The organism is Streptomyces gilvosporeus (genome assembly GCF_002082195.1).
Taxonomy (GTDB): Bacteria; Actinomycetota; Actinomycetes; order Streptomycetales; family Streptomycetaceae; genus Streptomyces; species Streptomyces gilvosporeus.
Genome location: NZ_CP020569.1, coordinates 7,171,630 through 7,197,440 on the forward strand (window position 1 = coordinate 7,171,630; position 25,811 = coordinate 7,197,440).

The 25,811-nt window shown below is 74.1% G+C and carries 17 protein-coding genes; 11 read left to right on the plus strand and 6 right to left on the minus strand.

Annotated elements, in window-relative coordinates:
* Positions 1–88 precede the first annotated feature (88 nt).
* The 7 genes from B1H19_RS31770 (at position 89) to B1H19_RS31800 (ending at position 14,222) form a co-directional block, all read left to right on the plus strand.
* On the plus strand, positions 89–3,535 hold the full coding sequence (locus B1H19_RS31770) for a tubulin-like doman-containing protein (protein WP_083108218.1): 3,447 nt from the start codon (positions 89–91) through the stop codon (positions 3,533–3,535).
* Complete coding sequence (locus tag B1H19_RS31775) at positions 3,532–6,123, plus strand: hypothetical protein (RefSeq protein ID WP_083108220.1); 2,592 nt, start codon at positions 3,532–3,534, stop codon at positions 6,121–6,123. Before B1H19_RS31770 ends, B1H19_RS31775 begins: the two co-directional genes overlap by 4 nt.
* Complete coding sequence (locus tag B1H19_RS31780; RefSeq protein ID WP_083108222.1) at positions 6,120–8,204, plus strand: serine/threonine-protein kinase; 2,085 nt, start codon at positions 6,120–6,122, stop codon at positions 8,202–8,204. The genes B1H19_RS31775 and B1H19_RS31780 overlap by 4 nt, the downstream gene beginning before the upstream one ends.
* Positions 8,201–10,219 carry a hypothetical protein gene (locus tag B1H19_RS31785; protein WP_083108224.1) on the plus strand — a complete coding sequence of 673 codons (2,019 nt, stop codon included), beginning with the start codon at positions 8,201–8,203 and terminating at the stop codon, positions 10,217–10,219. The genes B1H19_RS31780 and B1H19_RS31785 overlap by 4 nt, the downstream gene beginning before the upstream one ends.
* A 128-nt stretch (positions 10,220–10,347) precedes the next feature.
* Entirely contained in the window at positions 10,348–11,091 is a 744-nt protein-coding gene (locus B1H19_RS31790) for a PaaI family thioesterase (protein WP_083108226.1), read from the plus strand.
* Between the two features lie 375 nt (positions 11,092–11,466).
* On the plus strand, positions 11,467–12,600 hold the full coding sequence (gene rsgA / locus B1H19_RS31795; protein ID WP_083108228.1) for a ribosome small subunit-dependent GTPase A: 1,134 nt from the start codon (positions 11,467–11,469) through the stop codon (positions 12,598–12,600).
* Between the two features lie 125 nt (positions 12,601–12,725).
* The gene (locus B1H19_RS31800) at positions 12,726–14,222 is read left to right on the plus strand and encodes a bifunctional transcriptional activator/DNA repair enzyme AdaA (RefSeq protein ID WP_083108229.1); all 1,497 of its coding nucleotides are present in this window, start codon (positions 12,726–12,728) and stop codon (positions 14,220–14,222) included.
* On the opposite strand, the gene B1H19_RS31805 is transcribed toward B1H19_RS31800, so the two are convergent.
* A complete protein-coding gene (locus tag B1H19_RS31805; RefSeq protein ID WP_083108231.1) occupies positions 14,209–14,691 on the minus strand; it encodes a DUF456 domain-containing protein in 483 nt (160 codons plus the stop codon). The genes B1H19_RS31800 and B1H19_RS31805 overlap by 14 nt on opposite strands.
* Positions 14,692–14,889: 198 nt before the next feature.
* Between B1H19_RS31805 and B1H19_RS31810 the strand changes: the two genes are divergently transcribed.
* From B1H19_RS31810 to B1H19_RS31820, 3 genes are all read left to right on the plus strand, one after another.
* The gene (locus tag B1H19_RS31810) at positions 14,890–16,005 is read left to right on the plus strand and encodes a protein phosphatase 2C domain-containing protein (protein WP_083108233.1); all 1,116 of its coding nucleotides are present in this window, start codon (positions 14,890–14,892) and stop codon (positions 16,003–16,005) included.
* A 63-nt stretch (positions 16,006–16,068) separates the two neighbouring features.
* Positions 16,069–17,811 carry a pyruvate dehydrogenase gene (locus tag B1H19_RS31815; protein ID WP_083108234.1) on the plus strand — a complete coding sequence of 581 codons (1,743 nt, stop codon included), beginning with the start codon at positions 16,069–16,071 and terminating at the stop codon, positions 17,809–17,811.
* Positions 17,812–18,040: 229 nt separating this feature from the next.
* Positions 18,041–18,421 (plus strand): ATP-binding protein, encoded by a 381-nt coding sequence (locus B1H19_RS31820; protein WP_335755967.1) that lies wholly within the window; start codon positions 18,041–18,043, stop codon positions 18,419–18,421.
* 42 nt (positions 18,422–18,463) lie between these two features.
* Here B1H19_RS31820 and B1H19_RS31825 read toward each other — a convergent pair whose 3' ends face one another.
* Together B1H19_RS31825 and B1H19_RS31830 are read right to left on the minus strand one after the other, a co-directional pair.
* Entirely contained in the window at positions 18,464–19,549 is a 1,086-nt protein-coding gene (locus tag B1H19_RS31825) for a DUF2637 domain-containing protein (protein ID WP_083108238.1), read from the minus strand.
* Between the two features lie 212 nt (positions 19,550–19,761).
* Positions 19,762–20,601 carry a (2Fe-2S)-binding protein gene (locus B1H19_RS31830; protein WP_083109998.1) on the minus strand — a complete coding sequence of 280 codons (840 nt, stop codon included), beginning with the start codon at positions 20,599–20,601 and terminating at the stop codon, positions 19,762–19,764.
* Between the two features lie 141 nt (positions 20,602–20,742).
* Here B1H19_RS31830 and B1H19_RS31835 point away from each other — a divergent pair, with 141 nt between their 5' ends.
* Entirely contained in the window at positions 20,743–21,486 is a 744-nt protein-coding gene (locus B1H19_RS31835) for a GntR family transcriptional regulator (RefSeq protein WP_083108240.1), read from the plus strand.
* A gap of 39 nt (positions 21,487–21,525) precedes the next feature.
* On the opposite strand, the gene B1H19_RS31840 is transcribed toward B1H19_RS31835, so the two are convergent.
* The 3 genes from B1H19_RS31840 to B1H19_RS31850 all read right to left on the minus strand — a co-directional run bounded on the left by B1H19_RS31840 (position 21,526) and on the right by B1H19_RS31850 (position 25,583).
* Positions 21,526–22,401: a hypothetical protein gene (locus B1H19_RS31840; RefSeq protein WP_237289628.1), complete on the minus strand. Its 876-nt coding sequence runs from the start codon at positions 22,399–22,401 to the stop codon at positions 21,526–21,528.
* A 370-nt stretch (positions 22,402–22,771) separates the two neighbouring features.
* Positions 22,772–23,614, minus strand: a complete 843-nt coding sequence (locus B1H19_RS31845; protein WP_237289629.1) for a hypothetical protein — start codon at positions 23,612–23,614, stop codon at positions 22,772–22,774.
* 304 nt (positions 23,615–23,918) lie between these two features.
* The gene (locus B1H19_RS31850) at positions 23,919–25,583 is read right to left on the minus strand and encodes a PucR family transcriptional regulator (RefSeq protein ID WP_083108244.1); all 1,665 of its coding nucleotides are present in this window, start codon (positions 25,581–25,583) and stop codon (positions 23,919–23,921) included.
* Positions 25,584–25,811: the final 228 nt, after the last annotated feature.

Below are 25,811 nucleotides of genomic sequence, written 5' to 3' on the forward strand. Positions count from 1 at the left end.
CCGCCGTGCCGCGAGGAATCCACAGACGGACCGAGGACGAACCGAGGACGAACCGGCCGCCGATACGGCCGCAAGCGGGAGGCACCCCATGAAAATCTTCCAGCCGATGCTCTTCGTCGGCCTGGGCGGCACCGGTGGCCTGGTCGGCGCCGAACTGGAACGCAAGCTGCGCGCCGAGTTGTGCGGTCCGGACGGCGTGGCCCTCAGCCATCTGAGCGGCCACGCGCCCTACCAGCTCCCCGACTGCCTCCAGTTCGTGTACGCGGACTACAGCGAAACCGACCTCCAGCGGCTGCCGCAGTTCAACGTGGACCCCTCGCTGCGGGCCGCCTACGCCCGTACCTCCCGGGCCACCCACAACCTGCTGCCGAACTTCGACAGTTCGCCGGAAGTGACCAAGATGCTCCGGGCGAGCCTGCGCGACGAGGTCGCCGACTGGCTGCCGCCGCGCATCGACGAGCCCAAGGTCACCCCGCTCCACAACGGCGCGGGCCAGCTGCCCACCGTCGGGCGCGCCGCCCTGTTCGCCACGCTCCGGCACAGCCTCGCCCCGGTCCTGGAACCCCTGTTGCAGGCGATCGACGCCATCGCCAAGTCGGCCGGTGAGCTGAGCGAACTCGGCGGCGGCAAGGTCAACGGCTGCGATGTGTTCGTCGCCTTCTCGGTGGCCGGCGGCACCGGCGCCGGGATCTTCCTGGACTATCTGCACCTGATCAACCAGGCGTTCAAGATGCGCCGGTTCGACGGGGTGAAGATCTATCCGCTGGTCGTGATGCCGTCCTCGTTCTCCTCGTCGGCCGGCGGCGGACGGGAGGCGGACCTCAACGCGGCCCGTGCGCTGGTCGATCTGTTCCGGCTGGTGGACGGGCAGAACGCGCCGACGGAGGGGGCGGAGATCGGCGACCTGGACCACGACTCCGGGCTCGGCATCCGCTACCCGGGCACCACCCCGATCCGGCTGCGGACCGGCATCCTGCCCACCGCGTTCCTCTTCAGCCCGACCGCCGGCATCCGCCAGGACGACCTGCGCCGCTCCATCGTCTCCCTGGTGATGTCGCTGATCGGCACCGAACTGGGCGACGGCCGCTCCCGGGGCCGGATGACGGCGGCCGACGACGACTTCCAGACGTTCGCCGCGAGCTTCATCAACCGCGGGGTGCACCGCAGCGCCATGTCGCCCACCGGCATCGGCCGCCAGGGCGTCTCCACCAGCCTGGTGGCCTCCATGACCGCCCCCATGGACCAGCTCGCCGACCTGGTGGCCGGCCGGCTGCTGCGGGAGGCGGTCACCGATCTCGTGGAGCGGCCGCGCACCACGCTGCGGGACACCGCGGTGCCGCTGATCCGGCAGCTGTTCGCCGACTCCCACCTCGAAGAGCTCTGGGAGCGACGGCAGTTGCCCGTACCCGAGCCCGATCCGGTGCCGCGCGGCAGCAAGGCCATCGAGCAGGCGCTGGGCGAACGGATAGCGGACATGCAGCGGCTGCTGACCGACCTCCAGACCCTCGCCGACCGTCAGGCCGCCTCGATGGCCGACCGGTTCGCCCCGCGCCCCGCCATCGACAAGCTCCTCCAGAGCGTGGACCCCTTCCTCGCCGAGCGCGTCGTACGGGGCGTCCCGGCCAGCGACGAACCGATCGCCCGGAGCGGCTTCCTCGGCATGCTCGCCAGCCGCTCCGTCGCCCCCCAGCGGCCGCCGGGGATCGGCGACCAGCCGCCCAAGACCCCGCGGATCAAGGGCCGGTTGGCGGGAATGTCCCCGGCCCGCTGGGGCGACGACGACGTGCAGGCCGCACTCCAGCAGCAGGACCTCTGGTACCAGTGGCGCAGCCGGATCGTGTGGCACGAGGCATGGCGGGAACAGCAGCAGCGCTGGCAGTCCCAGGCGGATGCGGCCGGGACCGACCTCGGACGGCTGGTGAACGCCTTCCGCAAGCACTCCGACCAAGAACGCAAGGTCTCCGCGCAAAAGGGCCTGGAGCTCTACGAGGACCGCACCGGGATCTCGTACCTGCTGCCGCCGCAGCGCACCCTCAACCACTTCTACGAGGACCTGGTCACCCGGCTGATCCGCCGGGAGGGGCTGCGCGAGCACGACGACGAGGCCACGCTGCTGCTCAAGATGATCGACGGGGACACCTGGCGCTCGGTGCACGCACAGAGCCGCCGCAACCCGGACAGCGCGGTGGCGGTCGTCAAGGCGCAGCTGGAGGGCCGCATCACCCGGCTGTTCGCGGAGAGCGGCGAACACCTGGAGGAGCGGCCGCTGTTGCCGTCCATGAGCACCCTGCTGGCCGCCGCGGCGGGCGATGCGGACGCCACCGAACAGGTCAGCAAGGAGGCGCTCGACCTCTTCGGCCGCAAGCTGACCGGGCTGCTGCCGGTGGGCTTCACCCCGGAGGGCACCGGACCGCTGCGGGTGCTCGTCACCCACCCGCGCGTCCAGGCCGTCGACGAGGTGCAGGAGTACCTCGGCAAGGCGCTGCGGCTGCCCTCCGACGCCAAGAACTCGGTGGAGTACCGGGGGGTGGAGAGCGATTCGATCACCGTGGTCCTCTTCCGCAGCGAGATGAGCCTCACCCAGGTGCCCGAGGCCCGCAAGGTGCTACGCCAGTGGGCCAGGGCGAAGGACTCCGAGCAGGCCCAGGACGTCCTGCGCTGGCGCCAGCGGCTCGGCTTCCGGGACAGCTGGATGGTCAGCTGTGAGGAGGACCGCCGCGCGATCCTGCACCGGCTGCTGTGCTGTATGTGGAACGGCCAGGTGGACGTGGTGGACGGCGACACCGCCTCGCCGGACCGGGTGCGGCTGCGGCTGTTCCCCGAGACGGGCGAGAACGTGCCCGGCGTCCGGCTGCGGCTGGGCGACTTCCCCGGCGGCGTCTCCAGCTGGGCGGAGCTGCTGCGCTCGTACGAACGCTGGACGGTCCTCGACGACGAGCGGATCGTCGAGGACTACTGCCGCGAACTGATGGGAACTCAGCCGGTGGGGCTCGCCAGGAGCGGCAGCGATCCGCATCCGCTCTTCGTGGAGCTGGTCGAGAAGATCGCCCCGCGCCAGCTGGAGCTGCTGGAGGAGCGCCGCGAGCGCGGCGGCGAGCGGGTCGAGGGCTGGGTACGGCCGCTGTGGGAGTTCTGGGCCGAGACCCTGCCGGCCGCGCTGGACACCGAGTTCGGGGACCAGCGCGCCATCCAGCCGACCCTGCGCACACTGCTGGAGCACGTACGCGGCGGCACGCCGAAGCCGCGCCCGCGCAAGGAGCTGCGGGAGCCCCGGCGGGCCGCGCCCCAGGACGACGACTGGGGCACCGCCCCGCGCGCCGACCACGGCGACACCCGCAGCGATGGCCATGACGATGCCCGCAGCGACGGCCACGCCGACTCCGAGGACGCCGACCGGCAGTGGGCGCCGTGGGACGACCCCGGCGACCCCGGCCCGTACAGCGACCGCGACCGCCCCGGCCCGTACGGCGACCACGACCGTGACCACGACCACGACCGCTCGCGCCGTAACCCCTGGGACGGTGATGCGGAGTGATCCCGCCCGAGGAGATCGGCGCCGTCGTCCACCTGGACCTGCGCAGCGGGGCCGCGGCGCTCGACACCGCCCCGGCCCTGCGCGCCAAGGTCGCCCGGCAGCTGGGCCGGGCCGGACTGCCGGACCCCGACCACCCGCTGTTCCTCGTCGTCGACACCCCGGCCGGGCTGACCGACCACCAGCGGCAGTACGAACTGCTCGCCTCCTACCGCGCGTTGGGCGAGGTCCGGATGCTGGTCCTGCTGGTGGGCAGCGCGCCCGGTGTGTACGGCGGCGGGGACGAGGCGTTCGAGCCGGACCGGCGGCTGGTGCGGCCCGCGATGCTGCGGGCCTCCGGCACCGCCCTGCTGTGGGCCGGCGATCTGCGCTCCGCCGCCACGGCGCTGGAGCGGCCCGAACCCGACGACCCGGCGGCACTGGCGGTCCTGGTGGACCTGCTGTCGGTCCCGGACGTCTTCCTGCGGGTGCTCGACGACCTCGCCTCGCTGCCCGAGGCCGTCGCCGCGCCCGGCGTGCGGCTGCTGGAGCAGGACCTGCCGCCCGAGGTACGCGACCGGGCCTGGCGCGACGCGCTCACCCGGTTCGCGGGCGAGGACACCGCACTGGGCCCGGATCTGCCGGCGGCCGGCTGGTCCGCCGCGGATCTGCCCGAGCCGCTGCGCGGGCTGGTGGCCGGCCGGGGCGGCCGCGGTGTGCGGCACCGGGAGGCGGGCGGGGTGGCCGAGGACGCGTATCGCGCCTGCGCCGACGCCCTGGTGGAGGCCGAGGACGCGCTCGCCGGGCTGCGGGCCGTCCCGGGACTGCTGCGGCCCGCCCGCCGGATCGCGTTCGAGGCGGACCTCGACCGGGCGCGCCAGGCGCTGGACGACTACCGGGACCTCGTCGGCACGGCGCTGCACAGCGGCTCCGGCACCGGCACCGTCCCCTCGGCCGCCGAGACGGCCGCCCGGCTCGCGGCCCTCGGTCTACGGGTGCCCTCGGCCGGGGGCGTGGGCGAGCGGATCGGCGAGGGCCTGCGGGAGTTCGCCGGGAAGTTGCTGGGGCAGGGGCTCGCGCTGCGCGCGGTCGCCCGCCGCTTCACCGGGCTGGCCGGGCGGGTGGAGCCGGTACCGGGTTCGGCGCTGCTGCCCAGGCTCGCCGAGTTCCCCCACGCTCGAACCGACTCGCGCGGGGGGACCCCCATCGCCGACGCGGTGGCCCGGCGGTCCGCGGCTGCCGACGGCCCGCTGCCGGAACCCCCGGCCGCGCTCCCGGCGGCGGCCCTGACGGGGCTGCTGGGCGCGCTGTGGCAGGGACCCTTCCTGCCTCTGGCGCTCGTCGTGCCGCTGGTGTTCTTCGGCCTGGCAGCCCTCGGCGCGGCCCGGCTGCGCGGCGCGGGACGGCCGGGCCGCTGGGCCGTGGGCCCCTGGGCGGCGGCCCTCGGCGGCGCGGTGGCCGGAGTGGCGCTGGCCTACGCGACCGATCCGCCGCTCTGGCTGAGCGGCACCGCATGGCCGCTGGCCCTCGGCGCCGCGGCGGAGACGGCGCGCCGGCTGTGGCGCATGGCGGCCGACTCCTGGGCCGAGGGCCACGGAACGGCCGTGCTCCGTAGGGCACTTGACGGCCTCGACGCCCTGCTGGCCGAGGCGGTCCGGGAACACTGGGCCGCCGACGAGCGCCTGTACTGCGCCGATGCGGCCCGGTCCGTGGCCGGCATGCTGAGGGCGACCGCCGCCGCCGCGGATGCCGAGGCCGTGCCCGAGCCGGAGCGGCCCACGGCCCCCGGCACGTCCGGCACCGAGCCGCCCGCCGCGGACGACTGGCTCTCCAGCTCCTCGGCCCTGGAGACGGAGTCCTTCCCGGCCTCCGACGACGCCGACGGCGACTGGGCCAGCGCCTACGCCTGGGACGCCGGGCCCACGTGGGACGAGCCCGCCGAACACAAGGAGACCGCCGAGCCCGCCGACCCGTGGGCGGACCGCACCGCCGGGACCCCGCGCTGGCTGGACCGCGAAAGCGGCGAGGGCGGACCGGAGTTGGTCGCCACCCTGGCCGGTGATCTGACGGACGCCGCCGTGGTCGCGATGGCGCCCTACTGGGGTGCCGTCGAACGCGGCCAGGCCGGTGCGCACGCCGTCCGGCGCACCGAGGAACGGGTCCACGAGCTGCTCTCGACGGCCCGCCGGCACCTCCAGCGCAACGGGGTGCTGGCCCCGCCCCCGTTCGCCGCCGCCCACCGCACCCGCGCCACCTCGGCGAGCCTGCTGGGCACCGACCCGCAGCGGGTGGCCGAACTCGTCGGCGCGGACGCCGACCGGAAGGCCGTGGTGCAGCTGTCCTCACCCGAGCAGGGCACGCTGCTCAACCGCGATCCGGAGGCGGCGGTGTGGCTCAGATTCGCCCCCGAAGCCGTGCGCGGCGAGGTCGAGAAATGCTGGCGGACCAGCGGTTCGGGCCAGCCGCACGAGGCGCTGTGGACGGCGTCCGGGCGCTACGCCGGGCTGATCCGGCTCACCCCGCTGCGCATGGGCGTGGTGGACACCGTCCGGCCCCGTCAGAGCCCCGACCCCGTGGACGCGTACGAGCGAAGGGACGGCGACCGCTGGTGACCAGCACCTCGCACTCCGACGTGGCGGAGCCGGGCAGCGCGCAGCGGACCACGCTCGCCTTCACCGCCCCCTCGGGGCGGCGCCGCACCGCCCCGGTCCGTCTGGGCCGCGAAACCCGCCGCGATCCGCTGCTGCCCCAGCGGATCCGCAACGGCCTGCTCGACGACGAGGGGCAGCAGTTCGTCCAGGTGCGGCTGACCGCCGCCGACGCGGCGAACCCCGCCGCGCGCGCCCTGCTCGACGCGGAGGCGGGCACCGCCCTGCATCTGCACCGGGTGCTCGACGACACGGAGTTCGCCGCGCTCTTCCCGGAGATCATCGGCTACGAGCTCGATGCCGCCGAGCCGTTCCTGCTCTACGCCGCGCCGCGCGGCACCGCCGCCGCGCGCACCCATGTGATGTCCGCGAGCGACCAGCGGGTCTTCGCCCGCGATCTGCTGCTGGCGCTGTGCGTGCTGGACGGCCAGGGCCTGGTGCTGCGCGGTGTCTCGCCCGCCACCGTGCTCTGGGACGGGACCTCGGTCCAGCTCTGGGGGCTGGAGGGGGTGGCCCGCGCCGGACGGCCGAGGGTCAGGTGGGGCCGGGCGCCCTACTGCTCGCCCGAACAGCGCCGCGGCGAGGGCCTGGTCGACTCCCGGGACGCGGTGTGGAGCGCGGCCCAGGTGCTCTACCAGCTGGTGACCGGCCGGCCCGGCCCCGCCGACCGGGCGCCCGCCGACCTGGCCGCGCACCGGGTGCTCGCCGGGACCCTGCCGGGCGCGTTCGCCCCGCTGGCGGCCGACCGGCCGACGCCCGCCCGGCTGCTCGACCTGCTGGCCCCCGGCGCCGCCGAACGCCTCGCCCTCACCGCGGCCGCCGACGACACGGGCCCGCACCACGCGGCGTACGAGAACGCGCTGCGGCTCAAACGGAAGGCGGCCGCCGCCGAGCCCCCCGGCGATACCGGGGCGGGCCGGGAGCGGGGCAACGGCGAAGTGCTCTGCCCGTACTGCCTGGAGCCCCTCCAGCTCGACCTCACCTCGCTGTTCGTCACCGACAGCAAGATGCAGTACCAGCCGCTGGACGTCTCGGGCCTGGGCAATGCCCTGCGGCGCCAGGACGTCATGCGCTCCGCCGTCCAGAAGTGCACCGCGGACCCGGACTTCCCCGAGCACTTCATCCCGGTGCCCTACCTCACCTACGGCCGTCCGCTGACGGTCGCGATGGTCGGCCAGTCCTCCACCGGCAAGAGCCATCTGCTGACCCAGATGATCGCGGAGATCACCGACGGCGGTCTGGAGCCGTTCGGCCTGAAGTGGCAGTCCGTCAACCCGGAGCAGCACGCGCGGTTCGTACGGGAACGGGTGCAGCCGCTGCGCAACGGCAAGGTGCTGGACCACACCGGTGGCCTCGGCCTGGACGGCTTCGCGCGCTTCGTGGAGTCCCTCCTGCTCACCGACGCCCGCGGGCAGACCCGGCCGGTCGCCTTCTTCGACCTCGGCGGCGAGGACCTCGTACGGACCGATGCGGCGCTGCGCTTCCTGCTCGGGGTCGACGCCATGGTCTTCGTCGTCGACCCGGCGCTGGCGCTGCCGCTGCCGCAGCTGGACCACGCCCGGGAACGCTGGGGCCTGGAGGTGAACCGGGACGGCGATCTGGCCTTCGGCACGGTCCTGGACCGGCTGCCCAAGAGCGGGCCGTATCTGGAGGTGGCGGCCGCGATGGTGCTCGGCAAGGCCGACCTGCTGCGGTTCCAGCCACCCGTCGACCGGTGGCTGGGTGAGGCGCCGCCCGCCTCGCTCGACCCCGCGCGGGTGCGTGCGGAGAGCCGGGACGTCTATGGGCTGCTGCGCCGGCACGCCGGTCAGGCGTGGCTGCGTCCCTTCGACGCGATCCGCCGCTGCACCCTGCACATCGCGTCGGCCACCGGCGGCCAGGAGGACCGCGGCCGCTATCCGGCGGGTGCGGGGCCCCGGCGCGTACTGGAGCCGCTGCTGTCGCTGCTGGCGATGCACGGGCTGATCGACGTGCCGGGCGGCGCCGAGGCGTTCGCCGTGGGAACCGGGGGATCCGGGGGATCCGGGGGAGGGAAGGCGAAATGAGCGACTTCCAGGAGCGCAGACCGCTCCACCGGCCGGTCGACACCGGCGTGCCCGCGGAGGTGCATCAGGTGGTCTTCCGCTGGGACGGCAACCAGGGCCGCCAGGGCACCGGTATGAAGGCCGTCGCCCACTCCTGCGCGGCCGAGCGCGCCGAGGAACTGGGCCGGGAACTGGGGCCGTTGCTGTGGGTGTCCGGTGCGGCGGCCCCCCGGCCGAGCGTGGTCCGCACGGTCTCCCGCGACGGCGAGGTGATGCTCGTCCAGCGCTGGCCCACCACCGACCGGGGCGGCCGCCCCAGCACGGTCAGCCACGTCCTGATCGGCGGGGCGGGGACCTTGAAGACCCGCCAGTGCCTCGGGCTCGCGTACGGCGGCTGGGGTCACCGGGAGTCCGCCGAGGAGGCCACCGGGGAGCTGCGTCCGGTGAAGTGCGCGGACCTCGACGCGCTGGCCCGCCGGTGGCTGCCGGAGATGACGGAGCGGCTGCCGACCGTCCGGCACCCGCTGATCCTGGTCACCGCGGAGTGGCTGCGCGATCCCTCCCGGCGGATATCGCTGCTCATGGACGAGGCCGAGCCGCCCGACCGGCCGGGCCGGGACCCGGCACCGCTGGTCTACCTGGGCCTGTTCCTGCTCTTCGGCTCCTGGCTGGGGCACGAGTGGACGTTCGCCACGTACGACACCGTCGACACCCATCCGCTGCGGCTGATGTGCGTACCGCGCTGGGAACCGGACGCGGGCGGGCCGGGCCCGCTGGCCCGGGTCGTGGTGCGCCGGCCGGCCGAGCCGCAGTTCGCGCACCGGGCCGCGAACCGGCTGGTCGAACACCTGCTGGCGCACCCGGAGGACGACCCCGGCGTGCCGCAGCTGGTCGGTCGGCTCAAGGATGGTGCGGGGCTGGACTGGGCGCGGCGGCGGGTGCTGCTCAAGGAGGTCCTGGACGCCGACCACCGGGCCGTCGCCGCCTCGCCGGCCGCCCCACCCCGCCGCCCGGATCCGGAACGGCAGCCGTCCCCGCCACCGGCCGACCCGCCTGAGGAACGGTGGCCCGCGCCCCCACCCGAGCCGGTCCTGCCCGCGCCCATGGCCGCGCCCGTGGCGCCGTCTCCGCCCGTGGCGCCCGCACCCGAACCCGAACCGCCCGCACCCGAACCCGAACCGCCCGCACCCGCACCGGAACCCGAGCCGCCCCTGACACCTCCGCGCCCCCCTCACCCGTCACTTCTCCCGTCCGCGCGCCCGTCCCCCACCTGGGAGCCGGCGCCCGACACCGGCCCTCCCGCGGCGCCTGACGACGCACGCGCACTCCACGGGGACCTGTGCCTGTACCGGCGCGGGGACGTCACGCAGCGCAGGCTGCTGGCGGAGCGCCTGCGGGCACTGTCCGACGATCTGCTCCTGGCCGAGTTGCGCTCCGGCGAGCTGACGCCGGACTCCGAGGAACTGCTGCTGGACGAGCTCGGGGACGAGCGCCGCGTGGAGGTACGCCCGATGGCCATGCGGCATGAGCTGTGCACGGAGGTGCTCCGCAACGGCCGGTACTTCACCCTGAACGGGCAGGGCGCGGGGCTCGCTTCGAGGACGGCCCCGGCCGGTCGGGCGGCTGACCTCTTCGGCTGGGCCGTCGCCCCCGTGGCCGGGCACGAAAGCCATCTGCGCGAAGTGCAGGAGCTGTTGCACCGCATGTGCCTGGACCGCCGCCCCGCCGCGAGCGATTGGCTCTGGGACAGCGTGATCGCGCCACGCAACGGCCGGGCCCCGGACTTCCCGCCCGCCCTGTGGCAGCAGATTCTGCGCGATGTGATCCGCCGGAGAGAGACCGAGCCGCCCGCCGCTCCCCGACCGGTCCACGCCGACCCGGCGCCCATCGCCCCCTCGGGGCCCTTGGCCACCGCACCGGAACCCCCCGCTTTCCCGTCCCGGTTCGGCGAGTTGACGAACAACCCCGGCTGTGTGGTGGGGGCCTTCCTCGTGGTGATCGTCGTGCTGATCGCGCTGGTGGTGATCTTCGTCTGACGACGGCATACCGGTGCGTGGCTCCGCGCACCTACGTCGAGTACGTTTCGAGCCGCCGGCCCCGGAACTTCCGGCATGCTCCGAAGCACGTCAGCGAACACGAGGCACAGCGACTCAGGAGGCAACCAGTGGCGCACGACCGTCCGCAGGATTCGGCGGAAGTGGTGATTCCCCCGCACATCTACGGCTTTCCGGGCGTGGGGTTCGGCGGCTATGCGGCAGGGATCCTCGCGCAGAACCTGTCCGCCGCATCGGTGAAAGTGAATTTCCGCCGGCCGATTCCGCTCGGCTCTCCGGTGGCCCTGCGCAGAACCGAGGACAAGGGCTACGAACTGACCGACGCCGAGGGGGCGCTGCTCACGGCCCAGGAGTGCGACGAGGTGGCCGTACCGCCGTCCGTACCCTCCTGGGACGACGCGGTCGAGGCCGAGAAGCGGCACCCCTTGACCAACTCCCCGTTCGCCACCCGCGACTGCTACGGGTGCGGCGGGGACCGGGCGCCGGGCCAGGGGCTGCGGCAGAACTTCTCGCAGCGTCCCGAGCAACGCATGGTGGTCGCCCCCTGGACACCGGATCCCGAACTCGGCCGGGGGAGAACGGTGTTGACCCCGGAGCAGATGTGGGGGGCACTGGACTGCCCCGGCGGCTGGGCCTGCCGACTGTTCAGCGACGCGCCCCATGAGACGGTGACCGCCTACATGGCCACGACCGTCACCAAGCCCGTCGTCCTCGGCGAGGACCATGTCACCTTCGGCTGGGTCCTCTCGAAATCGGGCCGCAAGCACATGGTGGGAAGCGCGATAGCCACCCGCGACGGTGAGCTCTGCGCGCGCACCGAGGCCCTCTGGCTCACCCTCCCCTCGCAGGTCTAGTCCTATGGAACGGAGACGGGAAGCGACGGCCCGGCCGGGGCCGGGGCGCTCCGGCGGATCCTTCCCGACTCCGTCGCTTGCTGTCGCTGGCCTGCCTCGGAGCGGCCGGGAAAAATCATTCGCGCCGCTGCGCGCGGCCGGTCTAGGGTCGGTGTCGTTCGTGACGGTGGCTGCACGCCGTCGTCGGACGCCGTCGTCGTCTGCTGTCGAGCAATCCGGGAGGTGCGTACTGATGACTGTCCATGCGAGGGGCGTTGCCCGCATCCAGAAGATCATCACTGCCACCCCTGTGGTCTCCGGCTGACTCGACTTTCCTTCCACTTTTCGCGCGTTGTGCGCGTAGCCGGGACCACTCTTCCCTGAAGGGTCATCCCGTTGTTCGACCTCGATATTTCCGCTGCGCACCCGCTGACCGCCTATGGCTGGGACGACGGGTTCGCGGAGAGCTTCACCCCCTTTGCCGGGCAGGGGTTCGTGCCCGGCCGTATCGTCCGCGTGGACCGCGGGCGAGTGGATGTCGTCGTGGCCGACGGCGACGCTGTCCGGACCGCCCTGGCGGACACCGCACTGGTGGCGACCGGCGACCCGATGCGGGTGCCGTGCACCGGTGACTGGGCCGTCATCGACGTCGAGAACGGCCGCGTGGGCGACCATCTCGACGGTGTCGTACGGGCGTTGCTGCCGCGGCGTACGGCGATGGTGCGGTCCACGTCGTCCAAGCGGTCCGAGGGACAGATTCTCGCGGCGAACGTGGATCATGCGGTGATCGCCGTATCGCTGGCGGAGGCGCTGGACCTGGGGCGTATCGAACGGTTCGTCTCGCTGGGCTGGGAGAGCGGCGCCCAGCCGGTGGTGGTGCTGACCAAGGCGGATCTGGTGCCGGATCCGGCGGCGCTCGGGCATCTGGTCGCGGATGCGGAAAGCGCGGCCCCCGGTGTGCAGGTGCTGGCGGTCAGTGCGGCCTCAGGGGAGGGAATCGAGGTGCTGGCCGCGGTCGTTGCGGGGGGCACGTCGGTGCTGCTCGGGCGGTCCGGTGCGGGCAAGTCCACGCTGGCCAATGCGCTGGTCGGGGCCGACGTCCAGGACGTACAGGCGATTCGCGACCGGGACGGCAAGGGGCGGCACACCACGACCACACGGGATCTGCTGGCGCTGCCGGGCGGCGGCGTGCTGATCGATACGCCCGGTCTGCGGGGCGTGGGGATGTGGGACGCCGAGGAGGGGCTGGCGCGGACGTTCTCGGATGTGGAGGCGCTGGCCGAGCGGTGCCGGTTCGCCGACTGCGCGCACGGGGCGGAGCCCGGCTGTGCGGTCATGGAGGCCGTCGACAGCGGGGCGCTGTCCCCGCGCCGACTGGAGAGTTACCGCAAGCTCCAGCGCGAGAACCTGCGCATCGTGGCCAAGACGGACGCCCGGGCACGGGCCGTGCTGCGGCGCGACTGGAAGCAGAAGCAGGCCCTCGGGCGGCACATGATGGAGCGGAAGAGGGGCGGGGGTGGGTGGGACTGACGGCGTAACGGACCACCGGAGTGACCACGTGGCCGGGGCCGTTCAGCGTCGCGTCCGTATCCCGCCGGTGATACGGACGCGCGCGGCGCACACTGGAGCCGTGGCGTCGAGAACGATGGACAACGATGGATGACGAGACCCGGTACGAGGCGGTGTGCAGCCGGGATGCGCGGTTCGACGGGGAGTTCTTCTTCGCGGTGCGGACCACGGGAATCTACTGCCGCCCCAGCTGCCCGGCGGTCACGCCCAAGCGGGTCAATGTGCGGTTCTTCCCGACGGCCGCCGCCGCGCAGGCCGCCGGGTTCCGGGCCTGTCGACGGTGCCGGCCGGACGCCGTGCCGGGGTCCGCGGAGTGGAACGTACGGGCCGATCTGGTCGGCCGCGCCATGCGCTTCATCGCGGACGGGGTGGTCGACCGCGAGGGCGTCGGCGGGCTGGCGCGACGGCTGGGCTACAGCGCGCGCCAGGTGCAGCGGCAGCTGACCGCGGAGCTCGGCGCGGGCCCGGTGGCGCTGGCACGGGCGCGCCGGGCGCAGACCGCGCGGGTGCTGTTGCAGACCACCGAGCTGCCGGTCACCGAGCTGGCGTTCGCCGCCGGGTTCGCCAGCATCCGGCAGTTCAACGAGACCATGCGGGAGATCTACGCCGGTACGCCGAGCGAACTGCGGGCGGCGGCGGCCCGCGGCAGCGCCCGCACCGCGGCCCGCACCGCGGCGCGGCAGGCGGCCGGCGGGATCCCGCTGCGGCTGGCCTATCGGGGCCCGTGCGCCGAGGCCGAGATGTTCGACTTCCTGGCCGTGCGGGCGGTACCCGGCGTCGAGGAGGTACGGGGCCCGCGCGGCGGCCGCACCTACCGCCGTACGCTGCGGCTCGCCCACGGCACCGCGATCGCCGAGGTCGACGAGTGCGGCGGCACCCGCATGCGGCGCATCTCGCCCGCGGGGCTGGTGTGCCCGGCCGACCGGGGCGGGGACGGCGGGTGGCTGGAGTGCCGGCTGCGGCTGACCGATCTGCGGGACCTGGCGACGGCCGTGCAGCGGCTGCGCCGCCTCTTCGACCTGGACGCGGACCCCTACGCCGTCGCCGAGCGGCTGGGCGCCGATCCGCTGCTCGGGCCCCTGGTGGCGCAGTGCCCCGGGCTGCGCTCCCCGGGGGCCGCGGACCCGGAGGAACTGGCCGTGCGCACGGTGCTGGGCGGGCCGCCGGAGCGCGCCGCCGGGCTGGTACGGGCGTACGGAAAGCCGCTGGACACGCCGGACGGCGGGCTCACCCATCTCTTCCCGGCGCCCGCCGAGCTGGCCGGAGCGGACGTCCCGGCACCGGTGCGGGCGCTGTGCACCGCGCTCGCCGACGGGACGCTGGTCCTGGACGCGGGCGCCGACCGGGCCGCCGCCGAACGGGCGCTGGCCGCGCTCCCCGGTGTCGGGCCGCGGGCGGCGGCGTACATCCGGATGCGGGGGATGGGCGATCCGGACGTGGCGGCCGGGGTGGCGGACGCCTGGCGGCCCTGGGGGGCGTATGCGCTGCACCATCTGTGGCGCGCCGGGATACGGCCGCAGGGCGACGTCCCGGGGGCCGTACGGGACCCGGACGGCGCGGCGGCTCGGCTCAGCCCGCGATGACCGCGCCCACCCACGCCCCCACCACCAGCAGACACGCGAACAGTTCGACCAGCACGCTCAGGCCGATCGCCCGCATGACCGTACGGGTGGAGGCCCAGGCGTCGCCGTGGCTGCCGAGCCGGAGGCGTTCGAGGAGGTAGAGGCCGCCGACCGCACCGAGGGGGGCGCCGACGACCGGGAGGAGGAAGAAACCGGCGATACCGGCCGCCCCGGCCAGGAACAGCGTGCCGTACGGCGTGCCGACGGTGTGCAGACTGCGGGGCGGGAGCAGCCATTTGAGGGCCTGGCCGAGGAGCAGGACGACGGTGGCGGCGATCAGTACCGTCCAGGCGGTGCGGGTCTGTGCCGTCATCGCCCACCACAGCACGCCGGCCCAGACGATCGGCGGGCCGGGAACGCCGGGGATCAGCACGCCGACCAGTCCGAGCAGCAGGACCAGGCCGACCGCGACCAGCTGCCAGGCACTCATGTGACGGCGCTCCCCCTGCGGGCACCTCCCAGCGAGGGCCGGGGCACCACGGCCGGGGAGGCCCCCGCGCTGCGCTCGCTCATGGCCCAAGCCTGCCGGAAGCCGCCCGTGCGCGCGCTCCGGCGAGCGCCGCCGGACCGTCCGGAACCCGCCCGCGCGCCCTGTTTTCGCGGCGCCCCGCCCGGGACAATGCGCGCCATGACCGACCAGGGGGCACGGCGCGGCCAGGAGGACAAGTGGTGGCGGCAGTTGTACGGGGACGGAGGGGACGGAGAGGTAGGGGCGGACTCCGGTGCGGTACGGGACGCCGGGGCGTGCGCGGCGGCGGACAGCCTGGACGAGCGGGTGAACTCGGCGCTACGGACGCTCACCCCACCCGGGCGGCGGGCACCGGGCTCCACGCCGCCGCCGTCGTCTTCGTCTCCCGTTCCCGCCCCGCCTCCGTCTCCCGCCCCTGAACCGGCCCCGGAGCCCGAGCCCGGCCCACCCTCGGACGTCCCCCTCGCCCACCCCCCGGTGGCCCTCCCCGCCGCCGACCCGGAAGCCCTCGACGACCTGGTCCCCGACACCGAGCTGGACGGCGCCGCCTACGGCTGCCTCACCCTGCGCGCCGTCTCCCTGCGCGGCGACCGGGCCCGCTACCACGGCGAAGCCCGCCGCGACGCCCTGCTCACCGCCCGCTTCGGCAGTGGCCGCGACACCCTGCTCCTGGTGGCCGTCGCCACCGGCCGCCCCGGCCCCGAGGGCTCCCCGCGGGCCGCCCGAGACGCCTGCGCCCGGATCGCCGCCGCGGTCGGCCGCAGCGGCACCCGACTGGCCGAGGACCTCCGCGGCGGCCGCCGCGACGCGCTGCGCTCCGGCCTCCGGCGGCTCACCGCCCGCGGCTACGGCACCGTGCGCGGCCGGGCGCCGGAGCCCGCCGCGGAGCCGCCCGCCGCAGCGGAGGACCACCCGGCCGCCGTGCGCTGTCTGCTGCTGCCGGCCGACCCCGACTGCCGTACCCGGGTGTTCTTCGGCGCCGGCGCCGGCGGCTTCTTCCGCCTGTGCGACGGCGCCTGGCAGGACCTGGAGCCCGCCGTACCGCAGGGTGAGGCGTTCCTCTTCCGGCCGGTCGACGGCCGCGCCGGTGACACCCTGCTGATGTGCAGTGCGGGCCTGGCGCGGCCGCTGCGCGCCGACACCACGTACGCCGACCGGCTCGCCCTGCGGTGGGGCGGCGAGCCGCCCGCCCTGTCCGCCTTTCTGTCCGCCGCCCAGCTGCCCAGCGCGGGCCATGCGGGGGACCGTACGGCCGTGGGGGTGTGGGAGTCGTAGCCGGGCGGGTAAGCGGGGCCGAGAGTCAACGCACGGCGCAGCACCGTCGGGAGGAGCCCCGCCATGCCCAGGCAGACCGTCGCCGAGCAGTTCGTGGACATCCTGGTGCGGGCGGGGGTGCAGCGGCTCTACGGAGTCGTCGGCGACAGCCTCAACCCCGTCGTGGACGCCATCCGCCGGCACTCCGGCATCGACTGGATCCAGGTCCGCCACGAAGAGGCGGCCGCCTTCGCCGCCGGGGCGGAAGCGCAGCTCACCGGCCGTCTCGCGGCCTGCGCCGGCTCCTGCGGCCCCGGCAACCTGCACCTCATCAACGGTCTCTACGACGCGCACCGCTCGATGGCCCCGGTGCTGGCCCTCGCCTCCCACATCCCCTCCAGCGAGATCGGCACCACCTTCTTCCAGGAGACCCACCCCGACCGGCTGTTCGCCGAGTGCAGCCACTACAGCGAACTGATCGCCAGCACCCGGCAGATGCCCCGCGTCCTCCAGACCGCCATCCAGCACGCCGTCGGCCAGAGCGGGGTCGCGGTCGTCTCCCTCCCCGGCGATATCGCCGCCGAACCGGCCCCGGAGCGCGCCTACGAACACGCCCTGGTCACCGCGCGCCCGTCCGTACGCCCCGGTGACGCCGAGATCGACACGCTGGCCCGGATGATCGACGAGGCCGCCACGGTCACCCTTTTCTGCGGCAGCGGTACGGCGGGCGCCCACGCCGAGGTGATGGAGTTCGCCGACCGGATCAAGTCCCCGGTCGGGCATGCGCTGCGCGGCAAGGAATGGATTCAGTACAACAACCCCTTCGACGTGGGGATGAGCGGACTGCTGGGCTACGGCGCGGCGTACGAGGCCACCCACGAATGCGATCTGCTGATCCTGCTCGGGACCGATTTCCCCTACAACGCCTTCCTCCCCGACGACGTCAAGATCGTCCAGGTCGATGTCCGGCCCGAACACCTCGGCCGCCGCTGCACCCTCGACCTCGCCGTCTGGGGCGACGTCCGCGAGACGCTGCGCTGCCTGATCCCCAAGGTCACGCCGAAGACCGACCGCAGGTTCCTGGACCGGATGCTCAAGAAGCACGCCGACGCGCTGGAGGGGGTGGTCAAGGCGTACACCCGCAAGGTCGAGAAACACACCCCGATCCACCCCGAGTTCGTCGCCTCCGTGCTGGACGAGGAAGCCGCCGACGACGCGGTGTTCACCGTCGACACGGGCATGTGCAATGTCTGGGCGGCCCGCTATCTGAGCCCCAACGGCCGCCGCCGGGTGATCGGTTCGTTCAGCCACGGCTCGATGGCCAATGCCCTGCCGCAGGCGATCGGCGCCCAGTTCCTCGACCGCGGGCGGCAGGTCGTCTCGATGTCCGGCGACGGCGGATTCACCATGCTGATGGGCGACTTCCTGACCCTGGTGCAGTACGACCTGCCGGTGAAGGTCGTGCTGTTCAACAACTCCTCCCTGGGCATGGTCGAACTGGAGATGCTGGTCTCCGGGCTGCCCTCGTACGGCACCACCAACCGCAACCCCGACTTCGCGGCCCTCGCCCGCGCGGCCGGCGCCCACGGCGTACGGGTGGAGAAGCCCAAGCAGCTGCGCGGCGCCCTGCGCGAGGCATTCGACCACAAGGGCCCGGCGCTGGTGGACGTCGTCACCGACCCCAACGCCCTGTCGATCCCGCCGAAGATCAGCGCGGAGATGGTCTCCGGCTTCGCGCTGTCGGCCGGGAAGATCGTGCTGGAGGGCGGGGTCGGCCGGATGCTCCAGATGGCCCGGTCCAATCTGCGCAACATCCCCCGGATGTAGGGCCCGTCCGACGGGTCGGCGTGGGACCGGCCGAGGACGCCTACGCCGAAGCATGGCGTCCGGCCGGATGGGCATGCATGAGCGTGAGGCTGTTCGAGTGGGAGCGCCGGTCGTTTGTTGGGGGCGGGGGAGAGGCATGCGTCAGCCTGTGCGGCGCGAGGGACGGGACGGTCGGCACGGAGCGGGGGAGGAGACCCGTGGCGGGGGGATAGCCGCGCGGGCGCCGGGGGTGCTCAGACGTACGGTGCGCCATGCGGATCTGCGGGCCGTCGGCGAGGTGCGCCGGGAGCTGCGGCAGCTGCTCAGCCACTGGGCGGGGCAGCGGAACGGCGAGGTCGCGGAGGTCGCGACGCTGCTGACCAGCGAGTTGGTCACCAATGCGCTGGTGCATGCGGAGGGCGGCGCCCTGGTCACCGCCACGGTCGGCGACCGGCTGCGGGTGGAGGTACGCGATTTTGTCTCCGGGCGCCCCGAGCCCAGAGCGGCGACCACGGACGGGACGTCCGGGCGGGGCCTGCTGCTGGTTCGCTCGTTAGCGGACGCGTGGGGCATACGGTCCCACGGGGTGGGCAAGAGCGTGTGGTTCGAGCTGGGCGGCGGACCTGCCTGAGCCGGCGTTCGGGGGTGTGGGCCCGGCGCGGTCCGCCGCCACTCACGCGAAGCGTTGCTCGATCGCGGCGAGTTTCTCCTCGAGGGAGTCCAGACGCGGGAGTGTCTGGGTGTCGTCCTCGGCCGTGAGGTCCACCGTCCGCCGTGGCTCGGTCATGACGGCGGTGGCGACCGGGTCAGTGCCGGTCACGGCCTTGAGGGCCGGGCGGGAGCGCACCGGCGGTCCTGATGTGGGCAACGGCTCCGGGGTTTCGGGGGATATGGCCGAGTCCCGGTCGGCCATATCCGTGGCCGCCGCGGGCTGGGTGACGGTCAGGCGGCCACCGCCTCTGCCCAGTCCCCACGAACGGTGCTGGCGGTTGAAGGCCCGCAGCCGGGCCCGGTCGAGCTTGACCTGCTCGCGCCGCCGCAGTCGCCGCTGTTCCTTCTGCCGGCGGTCCTCCCGTACCTCCTCGACCGCCTCGTCCAGCGTGCGTACGCCCTCCAGCAGCATCAGCGACCAGGCGGCGAAGGTTTCGCGGGGCGCCCGCAGCCAGCGCACGACCCGGATCTGCGGCAACGGACGGGGTACCAGGCCCTGTTCGCGCAGCGCCGCCCGGCGGGTCTGTTTGAGCGCACGGTCGAAGAGGACCGCGGCGGACAGCGACATCCCGGCGAAGAACTGCGGTGCGCCCGCATGATCCATGCCGCGCGGGGCGTGCACCCAGTTGAACCAGGCCGCGGCGCCCGCGAACGTCCACACCAACAGCCGGGAGCCGAGGGCCGCATCGCCGTGACTGGCCTCGCGGACCGCCAGCACGGAGCAGAACATCGCGGCGCCGTCGAGCCCGAACGGCACCAGATACTCCCAGCCCCCGGTCAGGCCGAGATTCTGGACGCCGAAGCCGACCAGACCGTGGAAGGACAATGCGGCGGCGACCGCCGCACAGCAGAACAGCAGGAGATACGAGGCCGAGGCGAAGAGGGCCTCCTTGCGGCGGCGGCGTTCCTCGCTGCGCTCCCACGAGTCGTCGGCCGGTTGGCCGGCCGCGCGTTTACCGCGCAGGACCAGTGCCACGGCCGCCGTGACACCGCCGAGCGCCAAGGCCGTCGGCACCAGCCAACCAAGCGATATGTCGGTCATTCTCATTTGGGGAATCCTTGCCTAGAGCGTTTCGGAGCGTCTCGCGTACGCGGTTTCGCGAGGCATCCTGGCGGAATTCCTCCCTCCCCCAGAGGCTTTCGGGGCAAGAGAACGCCAAGGGGGTGCCGGGAGCGGCAGATGGGTGGCGGGAGCTCGAACGCCCAGTTCAACAAGGGGATTTGAGTTCGAATTCGACGGCCGTACGGGCGCTGCGCGGGTCAGCTGGTTGCGGTGAGGCGGGTGATGCGGTCCGCGTCGCAGGTGCGGGGGCAGGTGACGCAGGTGTCCTCGGGGCGCAGCGTGTAGAACATGCAGCAGCTGGCGCGGTCGCGGGTGGGCAGCGCCCGGCCGTCCGGGCCGGTGAGCGTGCGGAAGGCCGCGCCGCCGATGTACGGGGCGGTCGCCCCCGGCAGCAGCCGCTCCAGCTCCGCCACCGCGCGCCGCTCCTCGCCCAGCAGATGCCCGAGGTACCACAGGCCCTCGACGATCTCGTCGGACGCCATGCCCCACAGCGCCCGCGGACCGCGCCGCATCCGGGCGCGGAAGCCCTGGAGCACGGGCCCCAGATGCCCGGCCACCGCCGCCCGCAGCTCGGCGCGCAGCGCCTCCTCGTCCGCGACGACCCGGGCGCCGGGCAGCGCCGCCGCCGGATCGCCGGGCAGGCATGCGAAGGAGCGCGCCCGTACCGCCATCCGGCTCACGTCCCCCCGGAAGCAGACGTCCTGGACGGGCAGGTGCGGCACCCGCCGGTGCAGGAACCAGGGCAGGGTGAACAGCAGGCACGCAGGCCAGGCGTAGCGGTGCAGCGCGAAGCTCGCGACGACGTCGGGGCGGGCGGGCCGTCCGTAGTCCCGCACGATCTGCGCGTCGTCCGCCGCCAGAAACGTGTCGAGGGTCTCACCGCCGGCCGCCAGACCGGCCGCGCACACCCAGTCCGGTCCGCCCGGGGGCGCACCGTCCCACTCCGTCACCCGCAGACCGGGGAACACCTCGGACAGCCGGGCGTACGCGGCGGCGAGGGGCGAGGAGAGCGGCGGGGCGGCGGGGGCAGACGTCATGCGGGAGACCACCGAATCGCGATCGTTAGCAGGTAAGCCTTACCTTATCGAAGGACTCTACCCGTGCCCGCTGAGGTGTGAACCGGCGCCGAGGGCGCCTATGGTGCTGGGAATCGTCCGTCACATTCTCGAGGTAACGCCATGGAGCAGGGCACAGCGGAGCGCGAACCGCGCGCACGCGCGTGGGCGCCCGCGCACGCCGGTTCCGCCGTGCCGCAGCAGCCCGGACGCCGCTCGGCCGTGCCCCGGAAGGCGCCCCGGCCGCAGCGGTACTCCGTGCGCGGCCAGGTGCTGGCCGCGCTGCGCGAGGCACTGGTCGGCGGGGAGCTGGCCCCCGGCGAGGTCTACTCCGCCCCCGTTCTCGCCGAGCGCTACGGCGTCTCCGCGACCCCGGTGCGCGAGGCCATGCAGCAGCTCGCCGGGGAGGGCGCCGTCGAGGTGGTGCCCAACCGCGGCTTCCGGGTGTGCGAACGCAGCTCCCGTGACCTGGCCGAACTGGCCGAGGTGCGGGCGATGCTGGAGGTCCCGGCGGTCATCCGGCTGGCCGGCACGCTGGAGCCGGAGCGCTGGGAGGAGCTGCGTCCGCTCGCCGAGGCGGGGGTGAGCGCCGCCGCCCACGGCGACCGGGCCGGCTACGCCGAGGCCGACCGCGCCTTCCACCGCGCGCTGATCTCGCTCACCGGGAACCACCGGCTGACCCAGGTCACCGATGATCTGCTGCGCGCCACCCACTGGCCGGCCGGCGGCGCCCGGCTGCGCCGGGCCGAGCTGCTGGCCGGTGCCGACGAGCACATGGCGCTGCTCGACGCGCTGATCGCCCAGGAGTACGCGGTCGCCGAGCGCATCGCCCGCGAGCATCTCTCCGTCGCGCGGCACGCACGCTGAGCGGGCGGGCCCCCTGCCGAGGGCCCGGCGCAAGAGGGCTCAGCGGGGCAGCAGTTCCTCCAGTGGCAGCGCCGCGGCATCGGCGGCGGGCCGGGAGAGATACAGATCGGCGTGGTAGAAGCCGTCGGCTTCCTTGCCGGCGGTGGACAGCCCCCGCGCGGCCAGCGCCTTGTACACCGCCCGCCGTTCGTCGCCGTCGGCGAACCGGCGCTGGCGGAAGGTCCGCGTGGTGAGTTTCTGGGTCACCAGTCCCGCGCGTTCCAGCAGCGAGACGATCCCGTCGTAGGAGACGGTACGGAGCACGAACGCGGCGATCCACGGCGGTGCGGTGACGCAGTCGAGGAGCCGGGCGAAGGTGCGCTCGGAGATGTAGCCGACGCCGCCGGTGACGGTGATCAGGTCGATGTCGGCCAGCGCCTTGCGCAACGGCTCGCCGGGGTCGGTGAGTTCGAGGTTGTCGGAGAAGCCGTCGTCGAGCAGGCCCACCGCGCGGGCGTAGTCGACCGCGTGTTCCGCGGAGTCGAGGCCGATCACCCGGGCCGCACCGGGGCGTCGACGCTTGGCGAAGAATGTCCGGTCCTCCTGGGCCAGCAGGTCCGTCGCCGGGGAGCCGGCGGCGCGCCCGGCGTAGCGGCCGTAGAGGTCGCTCAGGGACAGCCGATGGTTGAGCAGCGCGGCGTTGACCCCGTATGAGCAGCACAGGTCGACGACGCCGAGCGGCGGGCGGTCGCTGCGGCGGCGCCGCAGGGCCTCGGTCACGGCGCGGAAGACCGCCTGTCCGTGATGCGGAATCTGGTAGTCCAGGGGTTGCAGAGTGGTGAAGTAGCGGCGCGGATCGGGGCAGTTGTAGATCGCCTCGAAATCCGCCTTGCCCCAGTCGGTCGAGGCGGTGGTTGGGGACACTCCTGCTGCCACGTTGGGCCTCCTGAAAGGCTGTGCCAAAGGGGAGCTGGTCCCCGAACAGCATTCAGGCCCCGCCGCCGCCTCGCACTGCGACTTGCGGCCATTCTCGGGGCGCGTGAGGCGGGGGCGCGGCACCTGTGTCCGAGCCTCGCACAAGCGAACAGCCACCGCACCCCGGCCGATCCGCCGCGCTCACCGCGCGTTTTCGGCCAATCGCCGTGGCGGGCCGCATGGCCGACGACGGGGGGTTGACGGGGAACGGGCGGGTCCGCTTCGTCCGGCCGGGCCCGCCGCGCCTGCCCTGTAGGTCCTCCGCGCGTCCGAGCGTCCCCCGTGGGTCCTCCGCTCGCCCCTCGTAGGTCCTCCGCGCGCCTGCGCCGGGCTACATGGCCGCCGTATCCGGCGAGAGGTGATCGGCCAGCCAGGTGGGCACCCCGCCCATGAGCCGGAACAGCCGGGCGGCCTCGGCGCGCAGCCGGGGCGCGTCCTCCTCCGGGGCGGCCTCGGCCAGGGCGGCCAGCGCGGGCGCCGTACCGACCAGGAAGCCCAGGTCCTCGCGGATCCGCAGTGACTCGGCGAAGCCGTGCCGGGCCTCGGCCAGTTCCCCGTCGCGCAGCGCGAGGCCCGCCAGATGGCGCCAGGTGAACGACAGCAGCAGGATGTCGCCCTGTGCGGTGGCGCCGGCGTGCGCGCGGCGGTAGGCGGCGCGTGCCGCGTCCGGGCTGTCGGTGAGGTGCTCGGCCATCAGCCCGCGGCGGAAGTCCAGCAGCGGGCGGCCGGCCGCGGCGGGGTCCAGCAGGGCGGCGGCCCGGCCGAGCGCGGAGCGCGCCTCGTCGGCCCGGTCGCGCACCCCCAGCACCGTTGCCGCGTACGCGAGGTGGCCGCGTTCGCAGGCCGCGCCGCCACGCTCGTCGTCGTCGCCCGCCAGCGCCTCGGCGGCGCGCAGCGCGTCCTCCGCCGCGGCCCACCCGGTGGCGGTGAACATGCTGCGCTCGACGAGGAGGGCGGCGCGGCGCAGCGCCGCCGGGGCGTGCCGGGCGGCGTGCGGTTCCAGCAGGGCGGCGGCATCGTCCCAGCAGCCGCGGGAGCGCAGCCGCCATACCGCGCGATCGAGGGGATCGTCGTCCGCGTCCGGCCTGGCTGCCGGTACCGCGGGCCGTGTGGGCGGCGGGATCGTCGATTGCGTGGACGTAACGGTATCCGCGGCTTCTGCGGATCCTGGCATGGCGGTATCCGCCACATTGCCCTCCCCGAGCGCACCATTGAGCGGGAATTTGGATGCAGTGGGCGCATCTCAGCACGAATTCCGTGGCCCGGCCAAGGGGGTGGGTGAATGTTTTCACAATCGCCGGGAGGGCGGCCGGTCCCGCCACCGGGCCCCGATCGGTGGCGCCGCAGCGCAGCGGGGGTGTCGCGGGCGGGGGAACGCCGCCCGGCCGATGTCGCCCGATCGGGTACCCCGCGCGACGTACCGCGGTGCGTTCACCCGGGCGGCGGGCCGCGGCGCCCCGCCCGGGAACGCCGCCCGGTCAGCTCATGCGCAGGGCCAGGAAGAAGTCCAGCTTGTCCTCCAGGCGGGACAGATCGCGGCCGGTGAGCTGCTCGATCCGGCCGACCCGGTAGCGCAGCGTATTGACGTGCAGGTGCAGGCGGGTGGCGCAGCGGGTCCAGGAGCCGTCGCAGTCCAGGAACGCCTCCAGGGTGGGGATCAGCTCGGCGCGGTGCCGGCGGTCGTAGTCGCGCAGCGGATCCAGCAGGCGGGCGGTGAAGGCGCGGCGGACGTCGTCCGGGACGAACGGCAGCAGCAGGACGTGGGAGGCCAGCTCCTCGTGACCGGCGGCGCACACCCGGCCGTTGCGGGCGGCGGCCACCCGGCGGGCGTGCCGGGCCTCCTCCAGGGCGCCGCGCAGCCCCTCGGCGGAGTGCACCGAGGCGCTGACGCCGATGGTGAGCCGGCCGTCGGCGTCCAGGCCCCGGCCGAGCGGCTCCTGGACGACGGCGAGCAGGGCGTCGGCGTGCAGCCCGGTGGCCGTGGCCTCGCCGGACTCGTCCGGGATGGCCGGCAGCGGCACCAGCGCCACCGCCTCGTCGCCGGTGTGGGCCACCGCGATCCGGTCCGACGGTTCGGGCCCGAACGCCCCCGGATCGACCAGCACCTCCTCCAGCAGCGTCTGGGCCACCGGCCCGCCGGGGACCTCGCCGCGCTCCCACTCGACCCGGGCCACCACGATCTGCCAGTGCGGGGCGGCACCCAGACCCGGCAGCAGCACCGGGGCGGCCACCCGCAGCCGGGCGGCGATCTCGGCGGGCGGGGCGCCGGTCTGGACGAGTTCGAGCACCTCCTGGGCGAGCCGCCGGCGCACCGTGCGCGCCGCATCGCGCCGGTCGCGCTCCACGGCGATCAGCTGGGTGACGCCGTTGAGCAGGTCCAGACGCTCCTCGGACCAGTCGCCGGCGTCCGCCTCGACGGCCAGCAGCCAGTCGGAGAGCACCGTTTCGCGCAGGTCACGGCCGTCGGAGCGGATCGGGAAGAGCGAGTAGGTGGCCCCTGCGAGGGTGACGCGGTGGGGGCCGCGGCGGCCGCTGCGGGAGGCCGCCAGATGCTCCCCGGCGAGCCGGGCGCCGAGCTCGGCGGGCAGCTGCGGGCCGGAGTCCGCCAGCGTCGATCCGGCGATCTGGCGGCCGGTGGGGGAGAGCACCCACGCTCGCAGATCGAGATCCGAGCCCAGCAGGTCCAGGACGACCTCCGGGCCGCCGCCCGCGGGCCCGGACGTCATCAGCCGCCGGTGCCGGTCCACCACGGCGGCCAGGTCGCCGGCCCGCTCGCTGGAGACCTGCCGGACGACGTACTCGGTGATGGAGGCGAACGAGACGTCCTCGACGACCGAGAACAGCGGCAGCCGGTGCCGCGTACAGGCCGCCACCAGGTCGTCGGGGACCGCCCCGAGTTCGGCTTCGCCGGCGGCCAGACCGGCGACCCCGGCGGAGGCCAGGATCCGTACGAACCGCTCGGAGTCCTCCGGGTCACGGCGCCAGGCCAGGCCGGTCAGGACCAGTTCGCCGCCGGAGAGATATCTGCTGGGGTCGCGCAGGTCGGTGGTCATCACACCCCGTACCGTGCGGTCCAGCTCGTCCTCCCCTCCGAGCAGCCGTAGGCCCAGAGTGTCGGTTTCCAGGAGTGCGCGGAGCCGCATGACCTCGCCCGCCGTTCTTTGCTGTCTTGTGTGGCCGGTGGAATGCCGCGAGGTTTCAGAGCCTCGTCTTTCGTTCGAATCTACAAGACGGGTGGCTTGGCCAGCCAACCGCTTCATGGTTTCGGTGACTGCACCGGGTGGGTGCCCTGCGCGTTCACTACTTCCAACCGCGTTAACAAGACATGAACAGGCTCGATGGAACCACGGACCCCGGTCCGCACCGCGGAT

Excerpts from the sequence above, each read along its gene's own strand:
- B1H19_RS31845 (WP_237289629.1), bottom strand. The coding sequence starts at position 23,614 with ATGCCAGGATCCGCAGAAGCCGCGGATACCGTTACGTCCACGCAATCG.
- B1H19_RS31835 (WP_083108240.1), top strand. The coding sequence starts at position 20,743 with ATGGAGCAGGGCACAGCGGAGCGCGAACCGCGCGCACGCGCGTGGGCG.
- B1H19_RS31825 (WP_083108238.1), bottom strand. The coding sequence starts at position 19,549 with ATGAGAATGACCGACATATCGCTTGGTTGGCTGGTGCCGACGGCCTTG.
- B1H19_RS31805 (WP_083108231.1), bottom strand. The coding sequence starts at position 14,691 with ATGAGTGCCTGGCAGCTGGTCGCGGTCGGCCTGGTCCTGCTGCTCGGA.
- B1H19_RS31785 (WP_083108224.1), top strand. The coding sequence starts at position 8,201 with ATGAGCGACTTCCAGGAGCGCAGACCGCTCCACCGGCCGGTCGACACC.
- B1H19_RS31815 (WP_083108234.1), top strand. The coding sequence starts at position 16,069 with ATGCCCAGGCAGACCGTCGCCGAGCAGTTCGTGGACATCCTGGTGCGG.
- B1H19_RS31810 (WP_083108233.1), top strand. The coding sequence starts at position 14,890 with ATGACCGACCAGGGGGCACGGCGCGGCCAGGAGGACAAGTGGTGGCGG.
- B1H19_RS31800 (WP_083108229.1), top strand. The coding sequence starts at position 12,726 with ATGGATGACGAGACCCGGTACGAGGCGGTGTGCAGCCGGGATGCGCGG.
- B1H19_RS31830 (WP_083109998.1), bottom strand. The coding sequence starts at position 20,601 with ATGACGTCTGCCCCCGCCGCCCCGCCGCTCTCCTCGCCCCTCGCCGCC.
- B1H19_RS31850 (WP_083108244.1), bottom strand. The coding sequence starts at position 25,583 with ATGCGGCTCCGCGCACTCCTGGAAACCGACACTCTGGGCCTACGGCTG.
- B1H19_RS31770 (WP_083108218.1), top strand. The coding sequence starts at position 89 with ATGAAAATCTTCCAGCCGATGCTCTTCGTCGGCCTGGGCGGCACCGGT.